General features: G+C 44.7%; 19 protein-coding genes. 10 read left to right on the forward strand and 9 right to left on the reverse strand.

The window, feature by feature from the left end; all coding sequences use genetic code 11:
- The first annotated feature begins 98 nt into the window (after positions 1–98).
- The 3 genes from B5X68_RS01350 (at position 99) to B5X68_RS01360 (ending at position 2,899) form a co-directional block, all read left to right on the forward strand.
- A complete protein-coding gene (locus tag B5X68_RS01350) occupies positions 99–1,769 on the forward strand; it encodes a glutamine--tRNA ligase/YqeY domain fusion protein (RefSeq protein WP_082212881.1) in 1,671 nt (556 codons plus the stop codon).
- 146 nt (positions 1,770–1,915) lie between these two features.
- Positions 1,916–2,263 carry a hypothetical protein gene (locus B5X68_RS01355; protein WP_229208244.1) on the forward strand — a complete coding sequence of 116 codons (348 nt, stop codon included), beginning with the start codon at positions 1,916–1,918 and terminating at the stop codon, positions 2,261–2,263.
- Between the two features lie 111 nt (positions 2,264–2,374).
- A complete protein-coding gene (locus B5X68_RS01360) occupies positions 2,375–2,899 on the forward strand; it encodes a ferritin (RefSeq protein ID WP_082212883.1) in 525 nt (174 codons plus the stop codon).
- Between the two features lie 47 nt (positions 2,900–2,946).
- Here B5X68_RS01360 and B5X68_RS01365 read toward each other — a convergent pair whose 3' ends face one another.
- The gene (locus B5X68_RS01365; RefSeq protein WP_082212884.1) at positions 2,947–3,537 is read right to left on the reverse strand and encodes a GNAT family N-acetyltransferase; all 591 of its coding nucleotides are present in this window, start codon (positions 3,535–3,537) and stop codon (positions 2,947–2,949) included.
- A gap of 187 nt (positions 3,538–3,724) precedes the next feature.
- Between B5X68_RS01365 and B5X68_RS01370 the strand changes: the two genes are divergently transcribed.
- The 3 genes from B5X68_RS01370 to B5X68_RS01380 are packed head-to-tail and all read left to right on the forward strand — an operon-like array spanning position 3,725 to position 7,945.
- Positions 3,725–5,962 carry an FUSC family protein gene (locus tag B5X68_RS01370; RefSeq protein WP_082212885.1) on the forward strand — a complete coding sequence of 746 codons (2,238 nt, stop codon included), beginning with the start codon at positions 3,725–3,727 and terminating at the stop codon, positions 5,960–5,962.
- 11 nt (positions 5,963–5,973) lie between these two features.
- Positions 5,974–7,047: an NADPH dehydrogenase NamA gene (gene namA, locus B5X68_RS01375; protein WP_082212886.1), complete on the forward strand. Its 1,074-nt coding sequence runs from the start codon at positions 5,974–5,976 to the stop codon at positions 7,045–7,047.
- Positions 7,048–7,072: 25 nt separating this feature from the next.
- Positions 7,073–7,945 (forward strand): DMT family transporter, encoded by an 873-nt coding sequence (locus B5X68_RS01380; RefSeq protein ID WP_082212887.1) that lies wholly within the window; start codon positions 7,073–7,075, stop codon positions 7,943–7,945.
- Here B5X68_RS01380 and B5X68_RS01385 read toward each other — a convergent pair.
- From B5X68_RS01385 to B5X68_RS01400, 4 genes are all read right to left on the reverse strand, one after another.
- The gene (locus B5X68_RS01385) at positions 7,918–8,403 is read right to left on the reverse strand and encodes a hypothetical protein (protein ID WP_082212888.1); all 486 of its coding nucleotides are present in this window, start codon (positions 8,401–8,403) and stop codon (positions 7,918–7,920) included. The genes B5X68_RS01380 and B5X68_RS01385 overlap by 28 nt on opposite strands.
- Positions 8,404–8,457: 54 nt before the next feature.
- Positions 8,458–10,542: a PAS domain-containing sensor histidine kinase gene (locus tag B5X68_RS01390; RefSeq protein WP_229208245.1), complete on the reverse strand. Its 2,085-nt coding sequence runs from the start codon at positions 10,540–10,542 to the stop codon at positions 8,458–8,460.
- Positions 10,543–10,565: 23 nt separating this feature from the next.
- Positions 10,566–11,015: a response regulator gene (locus B5X68_RS01395; RefSeq protein WP_082212889.1), complete on the reverse strand. Its 450-nt coding sequence runs from the start codon at positions 11,013–11,015 to the stop codon at positions 10,566–10,568.
- 132 nt (positions 11,016–11,147) lie between these two features.
- The gene (locus B5X68_RS01400; protein WP_082212890.1) at positions 11,148–13,619 is read right to left on the reverse strand and encodes a TonB-dependent receptor; all 2,472 of its coding nucleotides are present in this window, start codon (positions 13,617–13,619) and stop codon (positions 11,148–11,150) included.
- A gap of 225 nt (positions 13,620–13,844) precedes the next feature.
- Here B5X68_RS01400 and B5X68_RS01405 point away from each other — a divergent pair, with 225 nt between their 5' ends.
- The 3 genes from B5X68_RS01405 (at position 13,845) to B5X68_RS01415 (ending at position 19,459) form a co-directional block, all read left to right on the forward strand.
- Positions 13,845–15,173, forward strand: a complete 1,329-nt coding sequence (locus B5X68_RS01405) for an MATE family efflux transporter (protein WP_082212891.1) — start codon at positions 13,845–13,847, stop codon at positions 15,171–15,173.
- 150 nt (positions 15,174–15,323) lie between these two features.
- A complete protein-coding gene (locus B5X68_RS01410; RefSeq protein WP_082212892.1) occupies positions 15,324–16,949 on the forward strand; it encodes an NADP-dependent glyceraldehyde-3-phosphate dehydrogenase in 1,626 nt (541 codons plus the stop codon).
- Positions 16,950–17,161: 212 nt separating this feature from the next.
- Positions 17,162–19,459 (forward strand): PAS domain-containing protein, encoded by a 2,298-nt coding sequence (locus tag B5X68_RS01415; protein ID WP_082212893.1) that lies wholly within the window; start codon positions 17,162–17,164, stop codon positions 19,457–19,459.
- 91 nt (positions 19,460–19,550) lie between these two features.
- Here B5X68_RS01415 and B5X68_RS01420 read toward each other — a convergent pair whose 3' ends face one another.
- Complete coding sequence (locus B5X68_RS01420; RefSeq protein WP_229208246.1) at positions 19,551–19,796, reverse strand: hypothetical protein; 246 nt, start codon at positions 19,794–19,796, stop codon at positions 19,551–19,553.
- A gap of 343 nt (positions 19,797–20,139) precedes the next feature.
- A complete protein-coding gene (locus B5X68_RS01425; RefSeq protein WP_082212895.1) occupies positions 20,140–20,634 on the reverse strand; it encodes a response regulator in 495 nt (164 codons plus the stop codon).
- A 164-nt stretch (positions 20,635–20,798) separates the two neighbouring features.
- On the opposite strand from B5X68_RS01425, the gene B5X68_RS01430 reads away from it, so the two are divergent.
- Positions 20,799–21,191, forward strand: a complete 393-nt coding sequence (locus B5X68_RS01430; RefSeq protein WP_082212896.1) for an AraC family ligand binding domain-containing protein — start codon at positions 20,799–20,801, stop codon at positions 21,189–21,191.
- A 21-nt stretch (positions 21,192–21,212) separates the two neighbouring features.
- Here the strand turns inward: B5X68_RS01430 and B5X68_RS01435 are convergent, their stop codons facing one another.
- Together B5X68_RS01435 and treZ are read right to left on the reverse strand one after the other, a co-directional pair.
- Positions 21,213–22,175 carry an MBL fold metallo-hydrolase gene (locus B5X68_RS01435; RefSeq protein WP_082212897.1) on the reverse strand — a complete coding sequence of 321 codons (963 nt, stop codon included), beginning with the start codon at positions 22,173–22,175 and terminating at the stop codon, positions 21,213–21,215.
- 135 nt (positions 22,176–22,310) lie between these two features.
- A complete protein-coding gene (treZ, locus tag B5X68_RS01440) occupies positions 22,311–24,161 on the reverse strand; it encodes a malto-oligosyltrehalose trehalohydrolase (RefSeq protein WP_082213932.1) in 1,851 nt (616 codons plus the stop codon).
- Positions 24,162–24,260: the final 99 nt, after the last annotated feature.

The following is a 24,260-nucleotide window of genomic DNA, read 5'->3' on the forward strand; positions in this document are numbered from 1 at the left end:
AAAGGAAACGGCCCGTATTTGCGATTTGCAACTGTTCATTGCTGGTTTTGTTGGGAAGAAGGTTAACTTTGAAAATCGAAAAATATTTCCAGTTTAGTATGATTACGGAAGAGAAAAAAGAAGAAAAAAGCCTGAATTTTATAGAGGAAATTGTGGAGGCGGATTTGCAGGCAGGAAAATACACCCAGATCATAACAAGATTTCCACCCGAACCAAACGGGTATTTACATATCGGCCATGCATCCAGCATTTGCCTCAACTTTGGATTGACTAAAAAATTCCCCGGCTACACAAACCTTCGCTTCGACGACACCAACCCGGTTACCGAAGATACTGAATACGTGGAAAGCATAAAGAACGACATCCGCTGGATGGGTTTTGAATGGGAGCACGAGCTGTACGCTTCCGATTATTTCGATACATTATATCAATATGCAATAGAGCTGATCAACAAAGGATTGGCTTACGTGGATGATTCAACCTCCGAGGAAATTGCGTTGCTCAAAGGCACGCCTACGGAACCTGGCAAAGACAACATTTACAGAAGCCGCTCGGTTGAAGAAAACCTGACGCTTTTTGAAAAAATGAGAAATGGCGAATTTCCTGATGGAAGTCGCACGCTTCGCGCCAAAATTGATATGGGGCATATCAATATGCTGATGCGTGACCCGATTCTTTACAGGATAAAACACGCCCATCACCATCGCACCGGCAACAAATGGTGTATTTATCCGATGTACGACTTTGCACACGGACAAAGCGATTCCATTGAAACGGTTACACATTCCATTTGCACATTGGAATTTGTGCCCCACCGCGAGTTGTACGACTGGATCATCGAAAAGCTGGGGATCTATCCTTCGCATCAATATGAATTCGCACGCCGTAACCTGAACTATACGGTTACGAGCAAACGAAAATTGCTGCAACTTGTTCAGGAAAAGCATGTGAATGGCTGGGACGATCCAAGAATGCCCACGATCAGCGGCTTACGCCGAAGAGGTTATACACCAGAAAGCATCCGCGACTTTTGCGAGCGGATCGGTGTGGCGCGTCGTGAAAATATGATCGATGTAGGTTTACTGGAATTTTGCGTTCGCGAAGATTTGAATAAAAAGGCGCTGCGCAGAATGGTTGTTCTGGATCCATTGAAAGTGGTCATTACAAACTTCCCGGAGGGCGTTACCGAAATGTGCCACAGCGAAAATAATCCGGAGGACATTGCGACGGGGAACCGTGAAATTCCTTTTTCAAGAGAAATATACATTGAAAAAGAGGACTTTATGGAAACGCCGTCCAAAAAATACTTCCGCCTGGCACCAGGGAAAATGGTCCGTTTGAAAAGCGCGTACATTATCCAGTGCGATGATTTTGTAAAAGACGAGAATGGCGAAATAACAGAGGTCCGTTGCTCTTACATTGAAAACAGTAAAAGCGGGCAGGACACAACCGGCATTAATGTGAAAGGAACATTACACTGGGTTTCAGTTCCGCATGCACACGAAATTGAAGTGCGGCTTTATGACCGGCTTTTCTCGGTGGAGGACCCTTCATCTGAAGAAGGCGACTTCAAAGACTATATCAATCCCAACTCACTGGAAGTTATAACCGGCTACGCCGAGCCAGCGCTCAGTGAAGCCAAAGAAGGAGAATCATTCCAATTTTTAAGAAAAGGCTATTTCGCCAAAGACCCTGACAGCAGCACGGAAAAGCTCGTTTTCAATAGAACAGTCACATTAAGGGATAACTGGGCCAGGGCTGGGAACTGATAGCAGCAATTCAATGCAATCTAATTACGGCAGATAAAAAGAATTCTCTTCCCTGTAATTAGATTGCTTACAAATAAACTTGCTTGACAATTACTTTGCGGTTATATTTGTGCAACAATTTCCACGATTCAAATAGATTGCTGTCAGTGAATACCCCAAATGAATTGTTTAGTACTGCAAAAGGATTCAGTCTTCAGTGCGATTTAACATCTAAGATCATTCTTCATTTTGGTGAAATGCAGGCTTCGTTCAGAATTCAGGATTTCCTGAATTTCCGCCGCTTCATTAACAACATTGACATCCATAGCAAGATTTTTGACCTCTCCGATGACTCTGACTATGAGTTTGTTGAAGCACCTCAGCTCAACATTAATCACAAACTTACCCTCTGCGAGCTGATCCAGCTAAGAGAACTCGTGAACGGCACGCACTTCGCTATCGAGCTCAACTCACTTTTACATCAACTACTATTTAATGAAGCAGAATTAGTCTAAATAGCTCATTCCGATCATATTAGACCAATTCCAAATTTCGGGGTTCGTTTGTAATGCTGAACTTTCGCATGATATTTGTACTTGTTAGTACAAATAAAAAGAAAGTAAACCATGAGAGATCTATTAAGACAACGGACTTCCCTGAAAGAGGAAATAGAAATACTTTTGAACAATCAGGTGAAAATGGAAGCGGAAGCTTCTGCCAAATATCTGGCCATGGCTTCATGGTGTGACCGTAACGGATTCAAAAACAGTGCAAAATATTTCCTTAAGCAGTCTGACGAAGAGCGCGGACATATGCTTAAAATATTCAACTACATTATGACAGTAGGCGGAACGGCCGTTTCTCCTGAAGTGGCTGCTGTAAAACAAGAGTTTGCAACATTCAGAAGCGTTTTCGAAGCAGCGCTCCAAAGTGAAATTGCTGTTACGCAATCCATTAACCGCATTGTTACACAGAGCCGCAGAGAAGAAGATTATGGCACTGAAAACTTCCTGCAATGGTTTGTGAATGAGCAGATTGAAGAAGAAGATAATGCTCGCCGTGCGATTGAATTGTTCGATGTGATCGGCGAAGAAGGAACAGGTCAGTATTTTATAGACAAAGCAATTGTTAAAATTGGCTCTGAGCACTGATCAATAAGATATTAGGAAAAAAGCTGCGCCGTTCGGTGCAGCTTTTTTTATGCAGTTTTGTGACGCTCCCCCGGCTTGTTTAGCAAAGAATAAATTTCCGTATCCAGAAAACGGCCGTTTTCATGGAAACTTTCCTTAAAATATGCTTCCTTCTCAAACCCATGTTTCAGCAGAATCTTTCTTGAAGCGTCATTCTCAGGACTGATCTTCGCCTCAATGCTGTGAAAGTACATTTCTTTAAAGCCATAATCGACAATCCGTTTCAAAGCCTCACTCATGATTCCCTTAAACCAATGATCCGGATGGATCATATAACCGATTTCAGCGCGATAGTTATAAAGATCCATTTTATGGAATCCAATTGTACCGATTAAAGCGCCTTCGCTCTCATTAACCCGGATATCCTTCAATGCAATGCCCCAGGTGATCCCGATTTTATCCCTAAGATTTCTGCTATAAGCGTCTATCAGATCCCTGGCCTCATTCCTGGAAGCCAGCAACGGCTTCCCAATATATTGCATAGCTTGCGGATTACTCCGCAGTTTGAACATATCCTCCACGTGGCTTTCCGACATGGCATGCAACAGCAGCCGCTCGGTTTCTAGTATCGGAAATGGGTCAAAGTTTACGAACAGCATTGTCTTGCTAACTCAATTTAAATGGTTGCCAAAATGCGAACCTGATCTGGAATTTCTCAAAAATACAAAAACAACACAATTATCAGCCATGAACAGGACGCTGCAAATAATCCGGAATTTTGGAACGCGTTTTGTTGCTTGTGGATTATAAATAGTAGTATTGCGTTAGCTACCGATTGCCCGTTTCATGAATTACCTCGACGAATTCAAAAAGTTTATTTCCAGTCATTACCTTTCGACAGGCGTACGTTTAACCCTTGGCGCGGTTATTCCGAGCCTTATATTTCAGCATTACGGAATACTTGGCGATATGATTGCGTTTCCGCTTGGCACATTGCTGATCGGCGGAACGGACAATCCAGGACCTTATCACAGAAGGCGTAACTCGCTGATTATCGCCATCTTCACTTGTTTCGCAGTCGCTTGTATAACCGGCTATCTCCGGCACATTCACTTTGTTATCTTCCTCGAAATCATCGTTTTCGGGATGTTTTTTTCACTGGTCGGCGTGTACGGCAATAGGGTTAATAGCATCGGTCTTATTTCGCTGCTTGTTTTTGTATTTAATATCGATGATCATTTAAGCGGTGATCTGGTGTTCAGGACAGCTGCAATCTTTGCGGCCGGCGGGATCTGGTATTTTGTCCTGTTCATGATTTTGCAAAAACTATTGCCCTATAAACTTATCCAACAGCTTCTGGGCGAGAACTTTGCCGAATTGGGAAAGCTTCTTTCGATAAAGGCTGGATACTATTTTGCAAATCCGGATTATGATGAACTGTTTAATAAGATGATCCACCAACAGGTTATCCTCCGCGAAAATCACGAAAACCTTCGGGAAATCCTGTTCAAAACCCGCGAGATTGTTACTGAGTCCACCAATAAAAGCCGGGTATTGATGCTAATGTTCCTGGATAGCATAGACCTTTTTGAGCGGATACTCAACTCACAGCAAAATTACACCAACCTGCACCGGGCTTTTGACCACACCAAAGTGTTGAGGCTTTTTGGCACCTACATTACCTGGCTATCGGATGAAATCAAGCAAATTGGATTAGCCATTCAAAGCGGCTTTCCCTCCCACTCCAGACACGACCTGGACGAGGCGTTCAACAAGTGCCAGCGGGCATTTGAGACAATGCGCGAGCACAAAATGACGCACGATAACATGGAAGATTTTATCATGCTGCGCCAAATTCTTAACAGCCTGCAGGATGTTACCGAACGCATTAAAAAATTGCATCGCGCAACCACGTATGACGCAGATGTTAGTAAGGGATATAAATTGAATGTTGAGGCCGAAAGCTTTATACCAAAACAGGAATATCACCCGCGCATTCTCCTGGATAACCTTTCACTGAAATCAAGTCATTTCAGACATGCCGTGCGGGTAACGATCGGGCTTTTGATCGGATACATTATTTCACTTTTCCTGGAAGTAGGCCACGGTTACTGGATACTCCTCACCATTGTTGTGATCCTGAAACCAGCTTTCAGCATCACCAAACAGCGAAATGTTCAGCGGATCGGCGGGACGCTAGTCGGGGTCTTTTCGGGATTTTTGTTGCTGTATCTGATTAATGACGGCACCGCCCTCTTTATCATTATGATGCTTGCTATGATCCTGGCTTACAGTTTTTTAAAGATCAATTATTTCGTCGCTTCAACGACCATTACACTATATGTGATCCTTTCCTTCAATTTCCTGAACCCACAGCAAATTACGGCGGTTTTGCAGGATCGCGTGGTGGATACCGTTGTTGGCTCCATGATCGCATATGTGATTTCTTCCTACGTCCTGCCGGTTTGGGAGCATACCCAGATTAATCAGTATATCCGGGACGCGCTGAATGCCAACCGTAAATATTTTGATGTCGTAGCAGCCAAGTTTACAGGAAAACAATTGGATATCAACGAGTTAAAAATGCTTCGCAAAGATGCGATCATTGCGATGGCCAACCTCTCCGACAATTTTCAGAAGATGCTTTCCGAGCCAAAACGGCAGCAGCTCAACATGGAAGAATATCATCAGTTCGTAGCAACGAGCCATATGCTTACATCCTACATTGCCTCGCTTTCCACATACGCGCAAACATTGGAATATTCAGAGTTTTCGGTGGAATTTGAAGTAATGATCCGACAGATCGACCGGCAGATAAAAGCCGCAACAGACATTATAGAAGGAAAGTCAGAAAACAGCTTCGAAATTGCGCGCGAATCTCTGCCTCAGAATATGAAACTGGTGGAATTGCTGGCAAAGCGAAAAAAGGAAATTAAAGAAATGGGCATTGAAAAGGCAGATCAGTCACCAGCACGAAAAATGTTGTCCGATTTGAAAACGATCAACGGATTGTTTGAGCTGATCAGCACGATAACCATTGATGAAATCAAAATTCTGCAAAAAATTAAACCGGCAAAAACCTAACATTCAACACAATGTCATCCCGATTATTCACTCCGCTTACAATTAAAAGCATCACGTTCAAAAACAGGATCGTCGTTTCTCCCATGTGCCAGTATTCCTCTGTGGACGGTTTTGCCAATGACTGGCATCTTGTTCACCTCGGAAGCCGGGCAGTAGGCGGCGCGGCCTTGCTCATTGCCGAAGCCACTGCGGTTTCCCCAGAGGGCAGGATTTCGCCAGAGGATCTCGGCATTTGGAAAGATGAGCATATCGATAAATTAAAACAGATCACTACTTTCATAGAGACCCAGGGCGCGATTCCAGGCATTCAACTAGCGCACGCAGGCAGGAAAGCAAGCACATTTCCTGCCTGGAAGGGGCGCGGACAAGTGCCTCTGTACCAGGGTGGCTGGCAAACGCTGAGCGCTTCGGCAATTCCGTTTCATGAAAGAGAGGACGCTCCCCTGTCATTGGACACAGCAGGCATTCAGAAAGTGGTTTCCGACTTTGCAAAAGCAGCAGAGCGGGCACTTAAAGCCGGTTTCAAAGTCATTGAACTTCACGCCGCGCACGGTTACCTGATCCATCAGTTCCTTTCACCGCTTAGCAATGTACGCACGGACGAATATGGCGGCAACCTGGAAAACCGCGCCCGTTTCTTAATCGAAATTATTGATGCTGTTCAAAAAGTTTGGCCTGCCGACTTACCATTGTTTGTGCGCCTGTCCGCAACGGATTGGGCTGAAAATGGATGGGATGAAGAGCAGTCAGTCGCGTTGGTTAAGCTACTTAAAAACAAGGGTGTAGATCTGATCGACGTGTCAAGCGGCGGACTGGTTGCTCACCAAAAAATCACGATCGGACCTTCCTATCAAGTTCCTTTTTCCGCAAAAATCAAAAAGGAAACAGGCGCATTGACTGGGACCGTGGGCTTGATCACCGAGGCCAGACAATCAGAGGAAATTTTGCAAAATGAAGACGCCGATCTGATCATTATGGCGAGAGAAATGCTGCGTGACCCTTATTTCCCGCTGCATGCAGCGCATGAGTTGGGCGAAGACATCTCCTGGCCCATCCAGTACGACCGCGCAAAGCCAACTAACTAAGTCTTTGCCTGAATTTATGTGAATTATGGTGAATCCCCGCGTCGCTCTGCTGATTGGGCTTCTTAGCATCAGTATTTTTCCTGTTTTGGTGAAATGGGCACCGGTTTCGGGGATATCGTCCGCATTTTACAGGATGTTCTTTGGCTTCCTGTTTTTGCTGCCTGTCGTCATCTTGAAACGCAAATTTATATGGCCAGAAAAGGATCTTTGGGTCCCTATTACCATATGCGGGATTATTTTTGCAACGGATATTGCCGTTTGGAATTTATCCATTCATTATTCGAATGCAACGCAAGCCACGCTTTTGACCAATCTCGCGCCCGCATGGGTGGGGATTGGGTCCTTTCTTTTTTTGAATGATAAACCAAAAGCCAGCTTCTGGATCGGGACCTTTGTTGCTGTGGCAGGAATGGTGGTTTTAATAGGGCCTGAGGCTTTTTTGGAGATGAAACTGGACAAAGGCTTCGCATTGGCTGTCCTGTCCGGAATGTTGTATGCCTCCTATATGCTGGTTAGCAAATCCATTTTGAACCGCGTGAACATCATGAGTTTTATGACGATCAACATGGCCGTTTCCAGTATTTACCTGCTTGTAATATGTGTCGTGTTGGGTGAACCTTTATGGCATTTCACTCCTGTGGTATGGAGCGTATTTATCATTCAAGGATTAATTTGCCAGTTAGTCGGCTGGCTGGCCATTAATTATGCAGTCAAGAAAATGGACGCGATGCGTGTATCGCTCAGCCTGTTAAGTCAGGCTGTTGTAACAGGGCTGTTAGCCTTGGTTTTTATTGATGAACACATTACCTGGCAAATGATCATTGGCGGGATCATTATCCTTACAGGCATTGCCATTACTTTCCAGAAATCTCACAATCGCTCCGCAAAGAAAACATAGGCCCAAACTGCCGTAAGCGCAAACACGAAATGGGCCAGGAATAATGTCAGAAGATACGATTTAAGGTCGACATCGGGTGGGAATGGATGCACCGCGAAAAAAGTTGACCAGAATATGACAGCTAAAATTCCGCTCGCAAAACCCAGAATCAGGCCGTTGAGAAAATCGGGATGGCCTACTCCGAGAAACCACAGGATATGGTAGCACAACACAAATCCGATCCCAATGATATAATGTGCCACAATGCCTGTAAAAATAGCCGTTTTGCTTTCCGACAAGCCCCGGTCGTCCGTGGTTTGGCAAGTGATCATTGTGCCTAATATTTTGGTCACTTTCATTACTTTATCTGTAATGAAAGTCATTCCATACATAACGAGCGTCATCACGGCTGTGCCGATAATTCCGGACGCAGCAATGACAGCAAGCCATTCAGCCTTGGGTAATATCTGATCGTTCATGGAGGATATAATTTCGTCTTACAATTTTCCGCTATAAGAATTATACCAACTCAATCAGACTGGCAGGTAAATGATGAAGGTTGAGCCAATTCCCGGTTTGCCTATTGCATCAATAAGCCCTTTGTGGTTTTCAACAATTTTTTTGCAAATCGCCAGACCAATACCGGTGCCCTCATACGTACTTCGATTGTGCAGCCGCTGAAAAACCTGGAAAATCCGGTCCTTGAACTGTGGATCGAAGCCAATCCCGTTATCCGAAAAAGAAAGATACTGATAAGTCAAATGTGCTTCGGCACCATTCAGAGGAATCAGTTCTCCCGATATCAGTCCTGAGCGGATGGTGATAACAGGGTCCGTTTCCTGTTTGGTAAATTTAACCGCATTAGCGATCAGATTTGTGAAAAGCTGTTCAAACTGATACTCAATAACATTCCAGACCGGAAGATCGTCTCTAATGATCCGGGCATTAGTTTGCTGGATCGTATCACCCAGCTGTTCTTTCACATTTTGCAGAACAACATTTAAATCAACTTTTTCAAAATGCTTTTCAACTGCATTGGCACGGGAAAATGCCAGCAAATCCACAATTAGCTGTTGCATACGCGTAGACGAAGCCTGCATACGCCTGAAATAATCTTTACCGCGATCGGAGAGATTTTCGTTTTCAGTTTCCAGGATCCTCGTCGCAAAAGTCTGGATCTTGCGCAATGGCTCTTGCAGATCATGACTGGCCACATAGGCAAATTGCGCAAGCTCCATATTCGTTTTGACAAGTTCGCTATTGGCAATGGTCAGTTCCTTGGTGCGAAGCTGAACCTGAGATTCGAGTTCATCAGCTAATGTCCTGTATTTATCCTCACTGATTTTTAATGCAAGCTCATCTTCTTTCCGGTCCGTAATGTCCATCATTGTCCCCAGCATCCTGTGTGGGCGATGGTTCTCGTCATACAAGATCTTTCCCTGCGTCCTGATCCAATGGATAGTATTATCCGGATGAATAATGCGCGCTTCGTAGTAGTATGTGCCTGTTTGAAGCGCCATTTCGAAAGCTTTTTCCACCACAGTTTTTCTATCCTCAGGATGGACCAGATCGCGCATTTGCTGGTGAGTGAGAAGCTTCGTTTCTTCAAAACCAAAAATGGCGGCCAGGCGACCTGAGTAAATAATATGCTTCGTGTTCAGATCCAGGTCCCAGGTTGCCAGCTGCGTTCCATCTGTTGCAAGGGATAATCTTTCCGCAGCCTCCGAAATCTGCTTACGGAATGTCACTTTGTCCGTAACATCATTCAGGGACACCATAATGCCCGAAACTTCGTCCTCTGTTTCGAATATGGGCGCATATTGGAAATCTACATAATGCTCTTTCAGCCCATCGTTTCCATTGATGAGGATAGAGGCCTCGTTATCACGATACAACTTACCGCTTTGGTAAGCATCGTGAAGGATTTTTCCTAAATTCTGACTTTCAAGCTCGGGAAAAACATCAAACAACCGTTGCCCCACCACTTCATATAATTCCCTTCCCCATAAATTTTTCAGCATACTTTCATTTGCAATGCTGATCACAAAGTCGGGGCCTTTTAATATGGCTTTTGCAAATTGCGACTGCGTAACCAATGTCCGGAACTGGTTTTCGCTGCGTTCGAGGCGATGCTTGGCCAGAACCTGCTGGGTTACTTCAGTAGCAACCACAAAAATCCCGGAAATTTCTCCGGAATCTTCTATAAGGGGCTGATATACAAAGTTAAAGTAACACTGCTCACGCTTGCCGAAGCGCTTAATGGTTACTTCAAACTCATTGCCATTATAGGGGATCGCCGTTGTAAGCACCCTGTTAAGGATGTCCTCAATGGAATTCCGGACTTCGGGAAGAGACTCAAACAGCGGCTTGTTGACAAATTCATCCTCTCGTTTGTCCACGATACTGAGATACGTATCGTTGGCCATTTCAACAAAAAAATCAGGTCCGCGCAGGATTGTGATCCCTACCGGCGCCTGCCTCATTGTGTTTCTGAACTTGCTTTCGCTATCGTTTACGCTGGTTTGCGTATTTTGAGAATTTGTGTTGATAACACTTTTACCTGAACCCGTTTCCTGCTGTAAATTGTCCACTAGCTTTCTTATGGAAGATCTTTGCAAATTTAGGAGGTGAACATTCAGGATTAATATTGGTAATAAAAATTTTCGGCAACCGGCTTCCAGCTGTGCTTTGTCCAGTCTATATCGAGAATTTGCTTGATCGCCTGCTTCAATTTCGGAAAAGAACCCGGTTTTCTGATAAAATAGTTGGCACCTTGCTCATGCACTTTCCTCACCATTTCTTCCTGGCCTGTTGTCGAGAATATTACCACAGGAATGCGTTCCCACGCTTTTGTGCTCCTGATCAGTTCAAGACATTCAAATCCGTTCTTTCTTGGCATGTTAAGATCGAGAAAAATAACGTCGGGCGGAGGGGGAACGGTCGTTTCCATCAAATTGATCAGTTCGACCCCATCATTCGCCGTAGTAAGTTCCGTTGATGTGCTCACCTCTCTCAATGCATCTTCGAACAGCATGCAGTCATCCGCATCGTCGTCAGCAAGGAAAATCGTTTTATTTGGTTTTGCGCTCATAATCCGGTTTTAAATTCTCTGATTAACATTATTTACTGGCTTACGACAGACTTAGAGGATTTTTTTCGTTTATTGCTAGCCGAATAGTAAGACAAGTTATAGAAAAATTACCGTTTAATAAAATTTCCAAAATTAAAATTCGCCCTCGACACCCTCTTTTGGTTTCTTTTTAGCCTGGTGCAACCTGTAATTCAAAGTCAGGTTAATCTGCCTTCTGCGGCCTTGAGAATTGTTCACTGTGTAAAAATTGGCTCCCTCGATCACGGACCTGAATTTGCGCGAATTGAAAACGTCAATCACGCTTAATGTTAGCGTACCATTGTTTTTGAGGATGTCACGACTAGCCGCCAGATCCAGTGTTGCCATGGCTTTCCGCTTACCCTGTGGCGTTTGCTGCGGTGCTTCATAATTGCCCCTCAACTGAACATCTGTGTTCTTCCATAATGTAAAGCGCGACATCATCCGGACAAACCAGCTGTAAGTATCGCTCTGGAAATCCTCATCCAAACCAGTTCCATCCGTGATAGCCCGGAAAAAATTGACGCTGCCATCCAGTTTCCACCACTGATACGGCGTAAAAGAGCTTGTGAATTCCGCTCCGTAAGCATCTTCTGTTCCCAGGTTTTCGGGACGCGTGTAAGAACTTCCGTCCTCCTGAACCCTCCTGATGCTTGTGATCTTCCCATTTGTGTGGCGGTAATAAAGCGAGGAGGTCAGCGAACCTTTGGCCATGTATTTAATGTGTCCGAGTTCAAATGCATTTGTGAATTCAGGATTGAGGTCCGGATTTCCGCTCCAATAGTTACGGTTATCACTATAAGTTGCGAACGGGCTCAGATCATTATATTGCGGCCGGCGAACGCGGCGGCTGAAACTCAGCTGGAATGCATTCTGTTTGGCAAAATCATAAGTGACATGGACGCTGGGGAAAAGGTTGGCATAATTGCGTTCATTCACCTCTTTCGTTTGTTTCAACTCCGTGGTAACACCCGTCCATTCTGCGCGCAAACCTGCCTGATAAGAAAATTTACCGGTCTTATTTCCGACAATCCCATAAGCTGCGTTGATGTTTTCTTCGTACAAAAAGTCATTGGTAAGGTTTGGCAAAGTGACCCATCCTTCGCTTGTTTCCTGCGTTACGGTGTAGTCATTGGTCATATCACGCGAACTGCTTCTTGCTCCTGCTTCAAATTTGCCATCCTTGCCAAACGGATGCACATAATCCACCTGAAAAAGCAACTGTTTCTCGGTTTCGTAATTTACAGCACGCTGCAGCAATGGCGGAATATCCGAAGGGCTTCCGTCAGGCCTGAAAACATTCTCGCGATAATACTGGTCCGAGTTTTCCCAATTGTCGAGATAGCGAACGTCCGCTGTAAACTCCTGCCCTTTTTTGTTGAATGTCTTTTTATATGTGATCGAATATTCGGAATTTGGTTCCGTTTCCGTCTCATCCTGCGTCCGGTTTGTATAGCTCGTCAGGTTGTTGACACTTGTCAGATAATCCCTGTATTTTAATGTTGAAAACCGCTTTCCCTTGCTTGTACGCCATGTATACGAGCCAGTCAGAATATTTTTTGGATTAAAATAATAATCAATTCCGCCGCGGGCGCTGTTGTTCATCCCTTTCAGATTAGAAGTCATATCCCGCTCCATAATAAAGGTTGAATCGTTGCGGTAGAGCTCCTGATAGAGATAATTTTTGCCTGGTGTATTCCGGTAAGACAATGTGTAATTGATAAAGAAATTCAGGTTTTTCCGGCGGTAGTTTACATTTGCAGCCGCTCCGTAGTTCGTGGGATAACCTGTGATAATGTCAAATGAGCCGTTAATGCCCTCTTTTCTTTCTTTTTTCAAAACAATATTAATAACCCCGCCCATTCCCTCAGCTTCGTAGCGGGCCGAAGGATTGGTAATGATCTCCACGCGTTCGATCATGCTTCCCTGCAATTGCTGCAATCCGCTTGCGCCCTTGATACTAACCAAACCTGAGGGTTTACCGTCTATTAATATACGTACATTTCCACTTCCCCGGAGGCTGACATTGCCTTCCACGTCCACAGCAACTGACGGAATGTTGGTGAGGATATCCACCCCGGTCCCACCCGCATTAGCAAGATCTTTTCCGACATTAAAAATCTTTTTGTCAAGTGATAATTCCATCGAGCTTTTTTCCGCCTGGACAGTAACCTCATCCAGTGTTTTTGCCGAACCCGAAACTTTGATCGTGCCAATGTTCAATGGCGAAGTGCCTGAGGTGACTTTGATATTTTGTGTGATCTGCGGTTTATAGCCGATAAATTCAGACAAAGCATAATAGGAGCCTGCCACAATATCAACCACAAATCCGCCGGTTTCGTCCGTGATCGCACCCGCTGTGAACGTGCTGTCAGCAGTCCTGAAAAGCCTTATACTCGCATAACCAAGCGGGCTATCGTTCTGACTGTCAACGATTTTACCAACAACCGACAATTTATTCGCAGTTTGCGCAAGCAATGGCTGACAGCCGCAAATAGTCATGAATAACAAACCCAATCCGGCAAATGTATACGTTACCGCTGCCCTACCGAGCCCTCTTGCTGCAATGCTGCTTTTAATAGCCATTATAAATTTTTGTAAGCGTTTTGTCGATATTCCTTTTTTTGTACAAATATAGAAACCTATTTTCTCATTGTTTTACTCTACTAAGTTACTGGACAGACGAATAATTGCGGCACTCACCAGGACGGGCGGAAGCATATCAAAAGGAGTTGAGTTTAAAGCGAATCAAAGTTATTCCGGATGGGTTATCTAACTTTGCAGTCTTTTTTAGCATCTGTTAGCAAGTCCATGAAAAACGAGGCATCACAAACATTAAAACTAGCTTTACCCATCATTATCGGAGAACTCGCCCAAATGGCGCTCCACCTTATCGACAGCGCTATGGTTGGCGCGATTAGCTATAAACAACTTGCTGCGGCAGCGTTGGTCATTAATGCCATGAACATTCCTTTTGTGATCGGCATAGGAATGACGATTTCAGTTTCTCAAATGGTTTCCCTGGCCAACGGCCGCCGCGATTCGCAACTGGTCTCCCATTATTTGTTCAACGGATTTTGCCTTTGTGCATTAACCGCCTTGGCCATTTCACTCACACTGGTTTTTGGAAAGGACCTGCTGCATAATCTTGGTCAGGATCCCGAAGTGGTAACGCTGGCGATCCCGTTTATGAAGTTAATGGGCCTGTCGATCATTCCCATGCTGCTTTTCATGACGTTGAAACAATTCGCCGACGGTTTGGAATATACCAGAACGGCCATGATCCTGTCGCTGGCGGGAATGCCGCTGAATATCCTGCTCAACTGGCTGCTCATTTACGGAAACTGGGGTTTTCCGCGCCTGGAACTGGAAGGGGCGGGCTGGGCAACCTTGATCACCCGTTCTTGTATGTTTCTGGCATTGGCAGCCGTCGTTCTGAAACACAAAACATTCTCCCGGTACATTGCCGTGAGCAGCAGCCAATGGAAGCTCAAAGCGCAAACCTGGCGCGAACTGCTGCATATTGGCATTCCCAGCAGCTTACAAATCGGTATGGAAGCAGGTGCTTTTGCAGTTTCGGGAATCATAATTGGAACATTGGGAGCTGTGGCGCAGGCAGCACACCAGATTGCGCTGAGCAGCGCCTCACTCACATTTATGGTGTCGATGGGCCTTGCTCAGGCGGGTTCTATACGGGTGAGCAACGCACTGGGCAGGAAGGATTGGTTCAAGATTTTTGTCATTGGAAAAAGCACCATTCTGACAGCATTAATCTACGGAACAATCTGCGCGATCCTGTTTGCTGCTTTCAGGCACCAGATCCCAACATTATTTAATAAAAACACAGAAGTTTTAGCACTATCCGCCCTCCTGTTGCTCTTTGCAGCCGTATTCCAGATTTCCGACAGCACCCAGGCCATCGGCGCGGGACTGCTGCGCGGGATTAAGGATGTAAAAACGCCAACGATCCTCATTGGCATCGCCTATTGGGTGATCGGCATTCCGGTTGGCTATTTGTTCGCCTTTCACTTTAAAATGGGTGCCGTAGGCATGTGGCTGGGTTTGATTCTCGGGCTGACCATGGCCTCGATCTTTTTAATCACCCGGTTCTTCAAAATGACCAGGCATAGCAATATTTGATAATTTTAAGTCATTTTAGGTCGATATCAATCCATTAAAGAATATTAAAGTCCGCTAAGTTTGTTTTCGTATTAGGGATCAAATGGCTAAATCTCGTCATCATCCCAGTGTGTTTAAAAATGTTCCGGTTCCACAATAAAAAATGATTCAATGGATTTCAATTCCACGTTAAAAAACATCTTTGTTGAAGAAAAAGACATTCCTGCGGAGTTTTTGCTGCCCTCATTGATTCACCAGCGCGAATATCTGAGCGATGGAGAAATGAAGACCTGGGATGGCCCTGTACACGAGGTTTTTTCACCCGTATGCATTAAAACTGAAAATGGTCTTGAACGAAAACTGATCGGCAGTTACCCGATCTGTACCGCCGAAGAAGCCGCTGCTTCGCTGGATGCCGCTGTTGCTGCCTACAACAATGGCCGCGGCGAATGGCCTACGATGAGCGTGGCAGAAAGGATTCACTGCGTTGAGCAGTTTACGGGCAAAATGATCGAGCAAAAAGACATTATCGTGAAACTCATCATGTGGGAGATCGGAAAGTCATTTGCGGATTCAGCCAAGGAATTTGACCGCACCATCGAATACATTTATGCAACCATTGATTCCCTCAAAAACCTGGACCGCGATTCGTCCGGATTTGACATTGTAGACGGCATTGCGGCGCAAGTGAGGCGCTCTCCGCTGGGCGTTGTGCTTTGTATGGGCCCATTCAATTATCCTTTAAACGAAACCTTCACGACCCTGATCCCCGCTCTGATCATGGGCAACACCATACTTTTCAAACCTCCGAAATTTGGGACGCTGCTGCATTATCCTTTGCAGGAAGCATTTATGAATAGTTTTCCAAAAGGCGTGGTGAATGTAATTTACGGACGTGGTAATGCCATCGTACCAGGCCTCATGCAATCCGGAAAGATCAATGTGCTGACGCTGATCGGTTCAAGTAAAGTAGCGAACGAGCTTAAAAAATCCCACCCCAAAGTAAACCGGTTACGCGCAGTTTTGGGTTTGGATGCAAAGAATGCTGCAATTGTTACACCCCATGCAGATATTAATCTTGCTGTAAAAGAGATTATTACGGGCTCGCTTTCTTTCAATGGTCAGCGATGCACGGCTTTGAAGATCATCTGGGTGCACAGGAGCATTGCGGATCAGTTCCTCAAAGAGTTGAGCGCTGCGGTAGGTGAACTCAAATTTGGAATGCCCTGGGAAAAGGGCGTGGCGCTTACTCCCCTTCCCGAAACCAATAAGATCGAGTATCTCAATGGCTGCATTACCGATGCCCTAGAACATGGCGCGCAGATCATCAATGAAAATGGTGGAACTTCGGAAGGGTCGTTCTTCTATCCTGCGGTGGTTTATCCGGTAAACAATAAAATGAAGCTTTACTATGACGAACAATTTGGCCCGATCGTGCCGGTTGTGCCGTTCGACGACCTGGAAGAAACCATTGAATATCTGATCGAATCAACACACGGTCAGCAGGTTAGTATTTTTAGCAACAATGCGGACGAAGTGGCTGCGCTGATCGATCCATTGGTAAACCAGGTGAGCCGCGTAAATGTGAACAGCCAATGCCAGCGCGGGCCGGATGTTTTCCCTTTCACAGGCCGCAAGGATAGCGCAGAAGGCACATTATCTGTTGCAGATGCCATCCGCGCGTTCTCGATCCGTTCACTCGTAGCATTCAAAATGAACGAAGCAAACAAGCAACTGATCAACGAAATTGTGCACGAGGACACTTCTAATTTCCTCAGCACGAAATTTATTTTTTAACCAACCCACAGTGCTATTTTTCAGGCCGGTAACCACAGATAATGTCAACACAAACTATTCTGACGTTAACTGGGGTTATCGGTTTTTTATGGACATGACGATCAACCATTCACTGGATATTTACCAAACTAGTTTTACAAAATCAATTTAGGAACAGTATTAAACATTATAAATTAGCTTAATTTTAAATGAAAAATGGAAAGGGATAGCTAATGAGTTCAGAGTTTACAATCGAGTCGTTGGAAATGGTGATTTCCGGTATAAACGCCGGAATATGGGATTGGGATTTTGATACAGATGAGCAAATCTGGTCGGACCGTTTTTTTGAACTACTTGAATATCAACCAAATGAATTTACACCGGGATACGAAAACTTCACAGAACTCCTCGTTCACCCGGACGATAAGGAAATTGTTGCCCTTGCAGTAAAAGCGCAGCTCGAACAAAATATCCCTTATAATGTTCAGGTCAGGCTGCGCACCAAACACAGCGGCTACCGGTACTTTGAATGCCGGGGAAATGCCAAGTTCATTGACGGAAAGCCGGCAAGAATGGTGGGTTCCATCACCGACATTCACGAGCGTTATTCATTGCGTGAAAAGCTGAGCGTTGTATTCGAGCATTCAACCGACGCGCATTTGCTTATCGATGAAAGCGGCATTCTGGATTGCAATGAAGCTGCCGTTAAAATGCTGCGCTGCAAGGATAAAAGCGAACTGCTCCTTATCCATCCCGCCAAGTTTTCACCCGAATTTCAGCCTGACGGACGACGCTCAGATGAAAAATCACTTGAAATGGACCGGAATGCATACGAAACCGGTTATAACCGCTTCGAATGGACTCACAAGCGCCTGGACGGGGAAGAATTCCCTGTTGAAGTGACCTTGAACCCGGTGCATATTGAGAATAAAAAAGTATTGCTGGTGGTTTGGCATGACATCAGCCACAGAAAAAATGCAGAGGAAGTGATCCGCAGGAATGAAGCAATGCTTGCTGAATCACAGCAACTTACGCATAGCGGAAGCTGGGAAGCAGACCTGAGAACCGGGCAGAATTATTGGTCCGATGAGGCGTTCCGGATTTTCGGGCTCGAACCCGACAGCACCGGCCCTAATACCGAGCTGTTTTCCAAAATGATCCACCCAGATGATATGCATTTGTATATCTCACATATTAAGGATGCGGTCAATAACCTGAATCCAGCCAGTTTTGACCTCAGGATCGTGCTTCCGGACGGGAAGATCAAATTCATTCATGCCATCGGGAAGCCTTTTGTAGATCAAACCGGACGCGTGGTAAAGCTTTACGGCGCTATTATGGACATTGATGCCCAGAAAAAGAATGAACAGGAGTTGATCAAAGCGAAAGAGGAAGCAGAAATGGCAGGCGTAGCGAAGTCGCAATTCCTTTCCACGATGAGCCATGAGATACGTACGCCCATGAATGCGGTGATCGGGTTTACGCACTTGCTCCTGCAACAGGACCCGAGGCCGGAACAAATGGAATATCTCAATATTCTGAAATTTTCAGCTGAAAATCTTCTGGTGCTTATTAATGATATTCTGGATTTCAGCAAAATCGAAGCGGGAAAAATAGAATTCGAGGAAGTAGATTTCAATATCTTTTCCTTGCTTGAAAACATCCGCTCCGGCAATATTCAAAAAGCGAACGAAAAAGGAATTTCATTAAAACTCAATATCGGTAAAGCACTTGACCTGACGGTTGTAGGCGATCCCGTAAGACTCGGCCAAATCCTGACAAACCTTGTCAGCAACGCAGTCAAATTTACGGAAGTGGGTGAAGTAACAGTCTCAGCCTCCGTGGCCAACCGCGATAAAGAGTTTGTGACCGTTGATTTTGAAATTGCGGATACTGGCATTGGTATTCCCGCTGAAAAAATCGGCAACATTTTCGAGAGCTTCACGCAGGCCACATCGGATACAACCAGAAAATATGGCGGCTCCGGCCTTGGGCTTACCATTACCAAGCGATTACTGGAATTGCAGAACAGCACGATTAATGTGCGCAGCAGACAGGGAGAAGGCTCTGTTTTTCATTTCAGCCTTACATTCAAACTCAGCAAGACCCAGATTGCAAGTAAGGAAAACGGTTTGATCCCTAGTAACCAAAGCTTGAAAGGCATGAAAGTGCTGATTGTTGAGGATAACGCGGTGAATATTTTCCTGATGAAAAACTTCATGAAACAATGGGAAATCGAATATGATGTTGCTGAAAACGGGCTTATTGCTTACGAAATCGTGCAGCAAAACGATTATGACCTTGTTTTGATGGATTTGCAGATGCCGGAAATGGATGGCTATGAAGCCACTGCAAAAATCCGTTATCTCCCTGATCCCAAATATACTTCCCTGCCCATCATTGCGCTCACTGCCTCTGCAATGCTTGATATTAAGGACATTGCATTTCAGGTCGGGATGAACGATTATGTCAGCAAACCATTTACACCCAACGAGTTATATACAAAAATTGCGGCTTACAGAAAAAAATAAGGCAATCGCCGCGTGAGCAGCAATTGCCTTGAAATGACCGCAATAAATTGCGAATAGGTGTGTGAATTGATAGGTGTGTAGTAATTTGATATCAGGCAGTTTGCAAAAAGATAACCCTTTTGTAATATTCCGGGTCGTACTTCACAAGCACCTGACTGCCTTGCTTCATTGAATCATATTTTGAGTAAGACAGTGTCTCGGTTACTTCTGCTACAAAATCCGTGCCTTTCGGGTGTTGGATTTTGACTTTCATCTGATATTCCGGAAGATTATTTAAATACTCTCCTGTTGGTTTAATGTTCAGGACGGTTGCATTTGCCTCAATCCCTTCACGCATTATTTTTAGCTTCTGTTTTGCCTTATGGTTTTTCCTGATTGTTGAAAAAACCCAAAAGAATATCATTCCAAATAATATAATCGTTGCGCCGATTTCCCTATTGCTTTCCACGGTGTTTGCTAGTTATGAGTGACGTTCAAAATAAGCCAAATTGAGCCACAAATGAAGTATTGCTGTTATTGAACGGTCGTTTAAATTATTAAGTGGCAGGCTATTACGTAAATATACGCAGTCATTCCGGGAACATTTACTTGTAGAAATTACAAAGCACAATCCGCCCCCGAAAAATGACATTTTCTGAAACGGATCTATATGTTCTTTAAGACTCTTAGCGGCTGACATCTTATTCTTCCAGATCTAGTTCGGCTGGCTTTTGTTCCGGCTGTGACTGGGTCAAGGCGGGCAGTTTATTATAGTCTAACCAATAATGGCAAATAGTCTCAAGCATAAATCTAAGCTCCTCAAATTCAACCGGTTTTATGAAAAAGGAATTTGCGCCGGAGAGGTAACACCTGTTGATTATTTCATTTGAGTTGTTGTTGCTTAAAATGACTATCGGAATCGTTTTCCACTGCGTTTCTGTGTTATCGGGTGTCCGGCGAAGTAATTTCAAAAGTTCTAAACCGTTGATAGCGGGCATTTTAAGATCAAGAATAATTAAACCCGGACGTCTGCCGGTGTATTCGGGGGAGGATTGCAGGATAAGAAATTGGTACAATTCATTTCCTCCCTGAAAAAAACGTACATGATAATTGGGCAAGAATTTTTTGAAAATTGTTCTAACCAGATATCTGTGGTCAGCAGAATCATCTACCAGGTAAATCTCCTTTTTGTCCATCTTACTTTAATTTTTAGGTTGCCTTTTGTTTTATAAAAATTTCTAGAAGACAACTCTCATATTCAAAAACCATTCCAAAAATGGCTTCTGGCTACTAAAAATGCATTTGGCATGGTTTTTCTGACGCTTAATATCTAGGATAACACATATAAATTCCGTCATTCATGGATATCAAATCAAATCAATCAACCGAAAATCGTCCGGAAGGAGATCGCATCCTGGACGCGCCATATGTGTTCACGGACATTCCAATGTACCTGGAACAGCTCAAAACCGAGCATTCGTGGGTAAAAAATGACCGCAATGCGATTACGGTGTATAAATCCGAGAAGATTACCATCGTATTGTCTATCCTGAAAACCGGAGCGGTTGTGAGCGACCACTCCATTGATGAATGTCTCAGCTTCCAGGTGTTGTCGGGAGAATTAAAAGTAGAAACGCAGGGCAGGGTTTTCTACACAACGCCAGGTCAGATGATGACTTTTCATGCTGGCATAGCGCACAGCATTCAAGCCATTTCTGACGCTGACATTCTGATTACAACTTATAAGGGCTAAAATCTAAGGATCAGATTTCGCCTAGTAACTTTTACGCATCTTGTATTTGGCAAACAGCGCCCAGCCCAGCGCAGTCAATGCAGCTACTGCGCCAACGGTCAAAAGCATTTGATAAGGCTCAGCCGTTTCCTTTGGAACGGACACAATCCCTTCACTATCTGTAATAGCAGGACTCATTACGTAACGTCCCGTTTTGGGGACCGCCTTTTCCTCGAAATAATAAGCCAATTCCAGCAATTGCTGCTGCATTTCGGTTCCGTACATCGGTAATCCATGACCAGCAGCCAATACAGATGGCATCAGCGAAGTTAGCTGATCGACGGAATCTTCGGCTTTTAACCAATTGCAGGTGAAATACTTCGGAGGCCCACTAATCATTTTTTTGTGTAGAAACACGGAGATTGCAGACTCTGCTTTTGTTGTTACAACGGCATCGCCCGCTATCAGCACCTTGTCGCTTTCCCGCCAAAAACTGACATGGCCAGGTGAATGCCCCGGCGTATGGATGTATTTCCACTCTGGCATAAAAGGAATATCTGGCGTGATTCCAGGGAATTCGTTTACCCGATCCTGCAAGTCGATTGGCGTCGTTTTATAAAGATCTGCCATATAGGACATCATTCCTCCACCTACGCTTGAATCAGGTGGCGGGTAGCTGGATTTCCCTGTCAGGTAGGCCATTTCCAAGTGGTGCGCATAAATGGGAACGTCCCACTCCTCGGCCAATTTTTTCAACGATCCAACGTGATCAAAATGTCCATGTGTAAGAACAATGGCTTTGGGCCGTGCGCCTTCGCCAAAGAGTTCAGTTACCATTTTTTTGATCTTCGGATAAGCCGTTTTCAGACCAGCGTCGATCAGCACCCAGGAACCGTCTTCCTTATTCTTAACAATGTACACATTTACAAATATGTCCGTCAACCCCCAAACGCCCTCCGCAACCTTGAAGAAAGCATTATTTTTCTGTTTCGTTATTTGCTCCATTTTAAGTTTAACTTTTGGTTAACAGAATTTGTCAAAAAACTGGCTGTTTAAAAACTATGCCATCCACATATAACCGATGCAGAATATTATGGTTATAATGCAATTTTTAATGTCAGCTATATGAAGGCTTTCACGCTAATCGGCTGACTGTCTTCCAGCGTATAATATATACACGCCAGGGCCATGACAAGTAATGTTATTGTGCCTTTCCAGAGTTTTCTGGTGCTGTTCAACGGATTGCGAATGTTCATCCCATCGCTCGTCTCTGGAATTGAGGATGCATGTCCACGCCCGCTGGTGGGCTGGCAGTTCAAATGTGGTCGGCTGTTCGGTCAGGCTGAAAAGGCATAGCAACTCCTCTTTTTGATCTGCGCTGCGGCGGTGCAGTGTAAAGGCGCCTTCGTTGACGAGAGTGGCCCTGATGTCGTTTTTATCAAAATTGCGTAAAGCGGGATTTGTCTTGCGCAACGTGATCAGCGCTTTATGCCAATCATGCATGATCTTATACTTGCCGCCAGCTTGTTTTTCCCAAACAATTTTTGATCTGTTGAATGTATCTTCTTGTTGTGGATTAAGCGGCTCCGAGTCCCAATCGAAACTTTCAAACTCTTTTTTCCTGCCTTCAACAACCAACTGAATGAGCTCTTCATCCGAATGACTCACGAAATAGAAAAATGGTGCATCCTCGCCATATTCTTCGCCCATAAACAGCATAGGAACGTAAGGGGAAAGCATGATGACCGCAGCAGCTAATTTTTGCCTTTCAAAATCCACCAGCATGCTTAGCCGCTCCCCGCCTACCCTGTTGCCGATCTGGTCATGGTTTTGATTAAAAACCACAAACTTAGTTCCCGATATTCCCACCGAAGATGCTCCGTGTCGTCTTTTCCGAAACTTCACATATTCTCCGCTATGTACAAAACCATCCGTATAGGCTTTCAACAGCTGTGATGTCTGCCCAAAATCTTCATATCTCTTCCGACCCTGATTATCGAGAAGCACGTAAGAAGCATGGTGAAAGTCATCCAGCCATTGTGCCGTGAACCCCAGCCCTCCCACTTCCGGCGATTTTACAACGTGTGGGCTGTTGAGGTCACTTTCCGCAATCATGTGAAACGAGCGACCATTTTGCTGCCTGGCCCGGTTGAGCTTCTGGTAAACAACTTCCCAGAAATGCTTCGCGCTATTGTCGTAAATCGTGTGGATTGCGTCCAGCCTTAATCCATCCAAGTGATATTTTTCATACCAAAACACAGGATTCTCCGAAAAATATTCCCGGACACCGTCCGAATATTCTCCATCCAAATTGATGGCCCGGCCCCACGGCGTTTTATAACTATCCGTAAAATATGGCCCGAACTCACCGAAATAATTGCCTTCCGGCCCCAAATGATTGTAAACCATATCTAAAATAACTGCTATGCCCGCCTTATGCGCGGCATTGACCAGGGATTTCAGCTTATCCGGACCGCCATAAGCACTGTGTACGGCATACGGATAAACGCCGTCGTAACCCCAGTTCCGGTTTCCGGGAAACTCATTGACAGGCATTAGTTCAATCGCATTAATCCCGGTGGCTGCGAGTTTTTCCAATCTTGGAATAATGGCTTCGAATGTTCCTTCGGGCGTAAATGTCCCAACGTGCAGCTCGTAAATTATCAGGTCCTCGAATGGTAAACCTTTCCAGTCCTGATCTTCCCAGCGGAATGCACTGTGATCCACCACTTCCGATGCGCCATGCACGCCTTCCGGCTGATACTGGGAAGCCGGGTCAGGAAAGCGATTGTTGCCATTAGGTGAAAAAAAATACTGAAAACCGGCTCCTGCTTCGTCTAGAACGAATTCGAAATAACCATCTTCCTGTTTTATCATCTCAAAAGCCTGCTTTCGGGGTGAGGTAAGTTGGAGTTGCATGCGCTCTTTTTCTGGTGCCCAAACGGTAAACTTTACTCGGTTTCCCAAACATTGCACACCTATTTTTTGCATTATCATGAAGGTAAAGGTTCGTGAATCGGATAAAGTAAAATCAAAAAACTATTGCTCTTATTCCTAAAAATTATGCCATTTGGCAGTATCTGTTACTTG

Source organism: Dyadobacter psychrophilus (assembly GCF_900167945.1).
Taxonomy (GTDB): Bacteria; Bacteroidota; Bacteroidia; order Cytophagales; family Spirosomataceae; genus Dyadobacter; species Dyadobacter psychrophilus.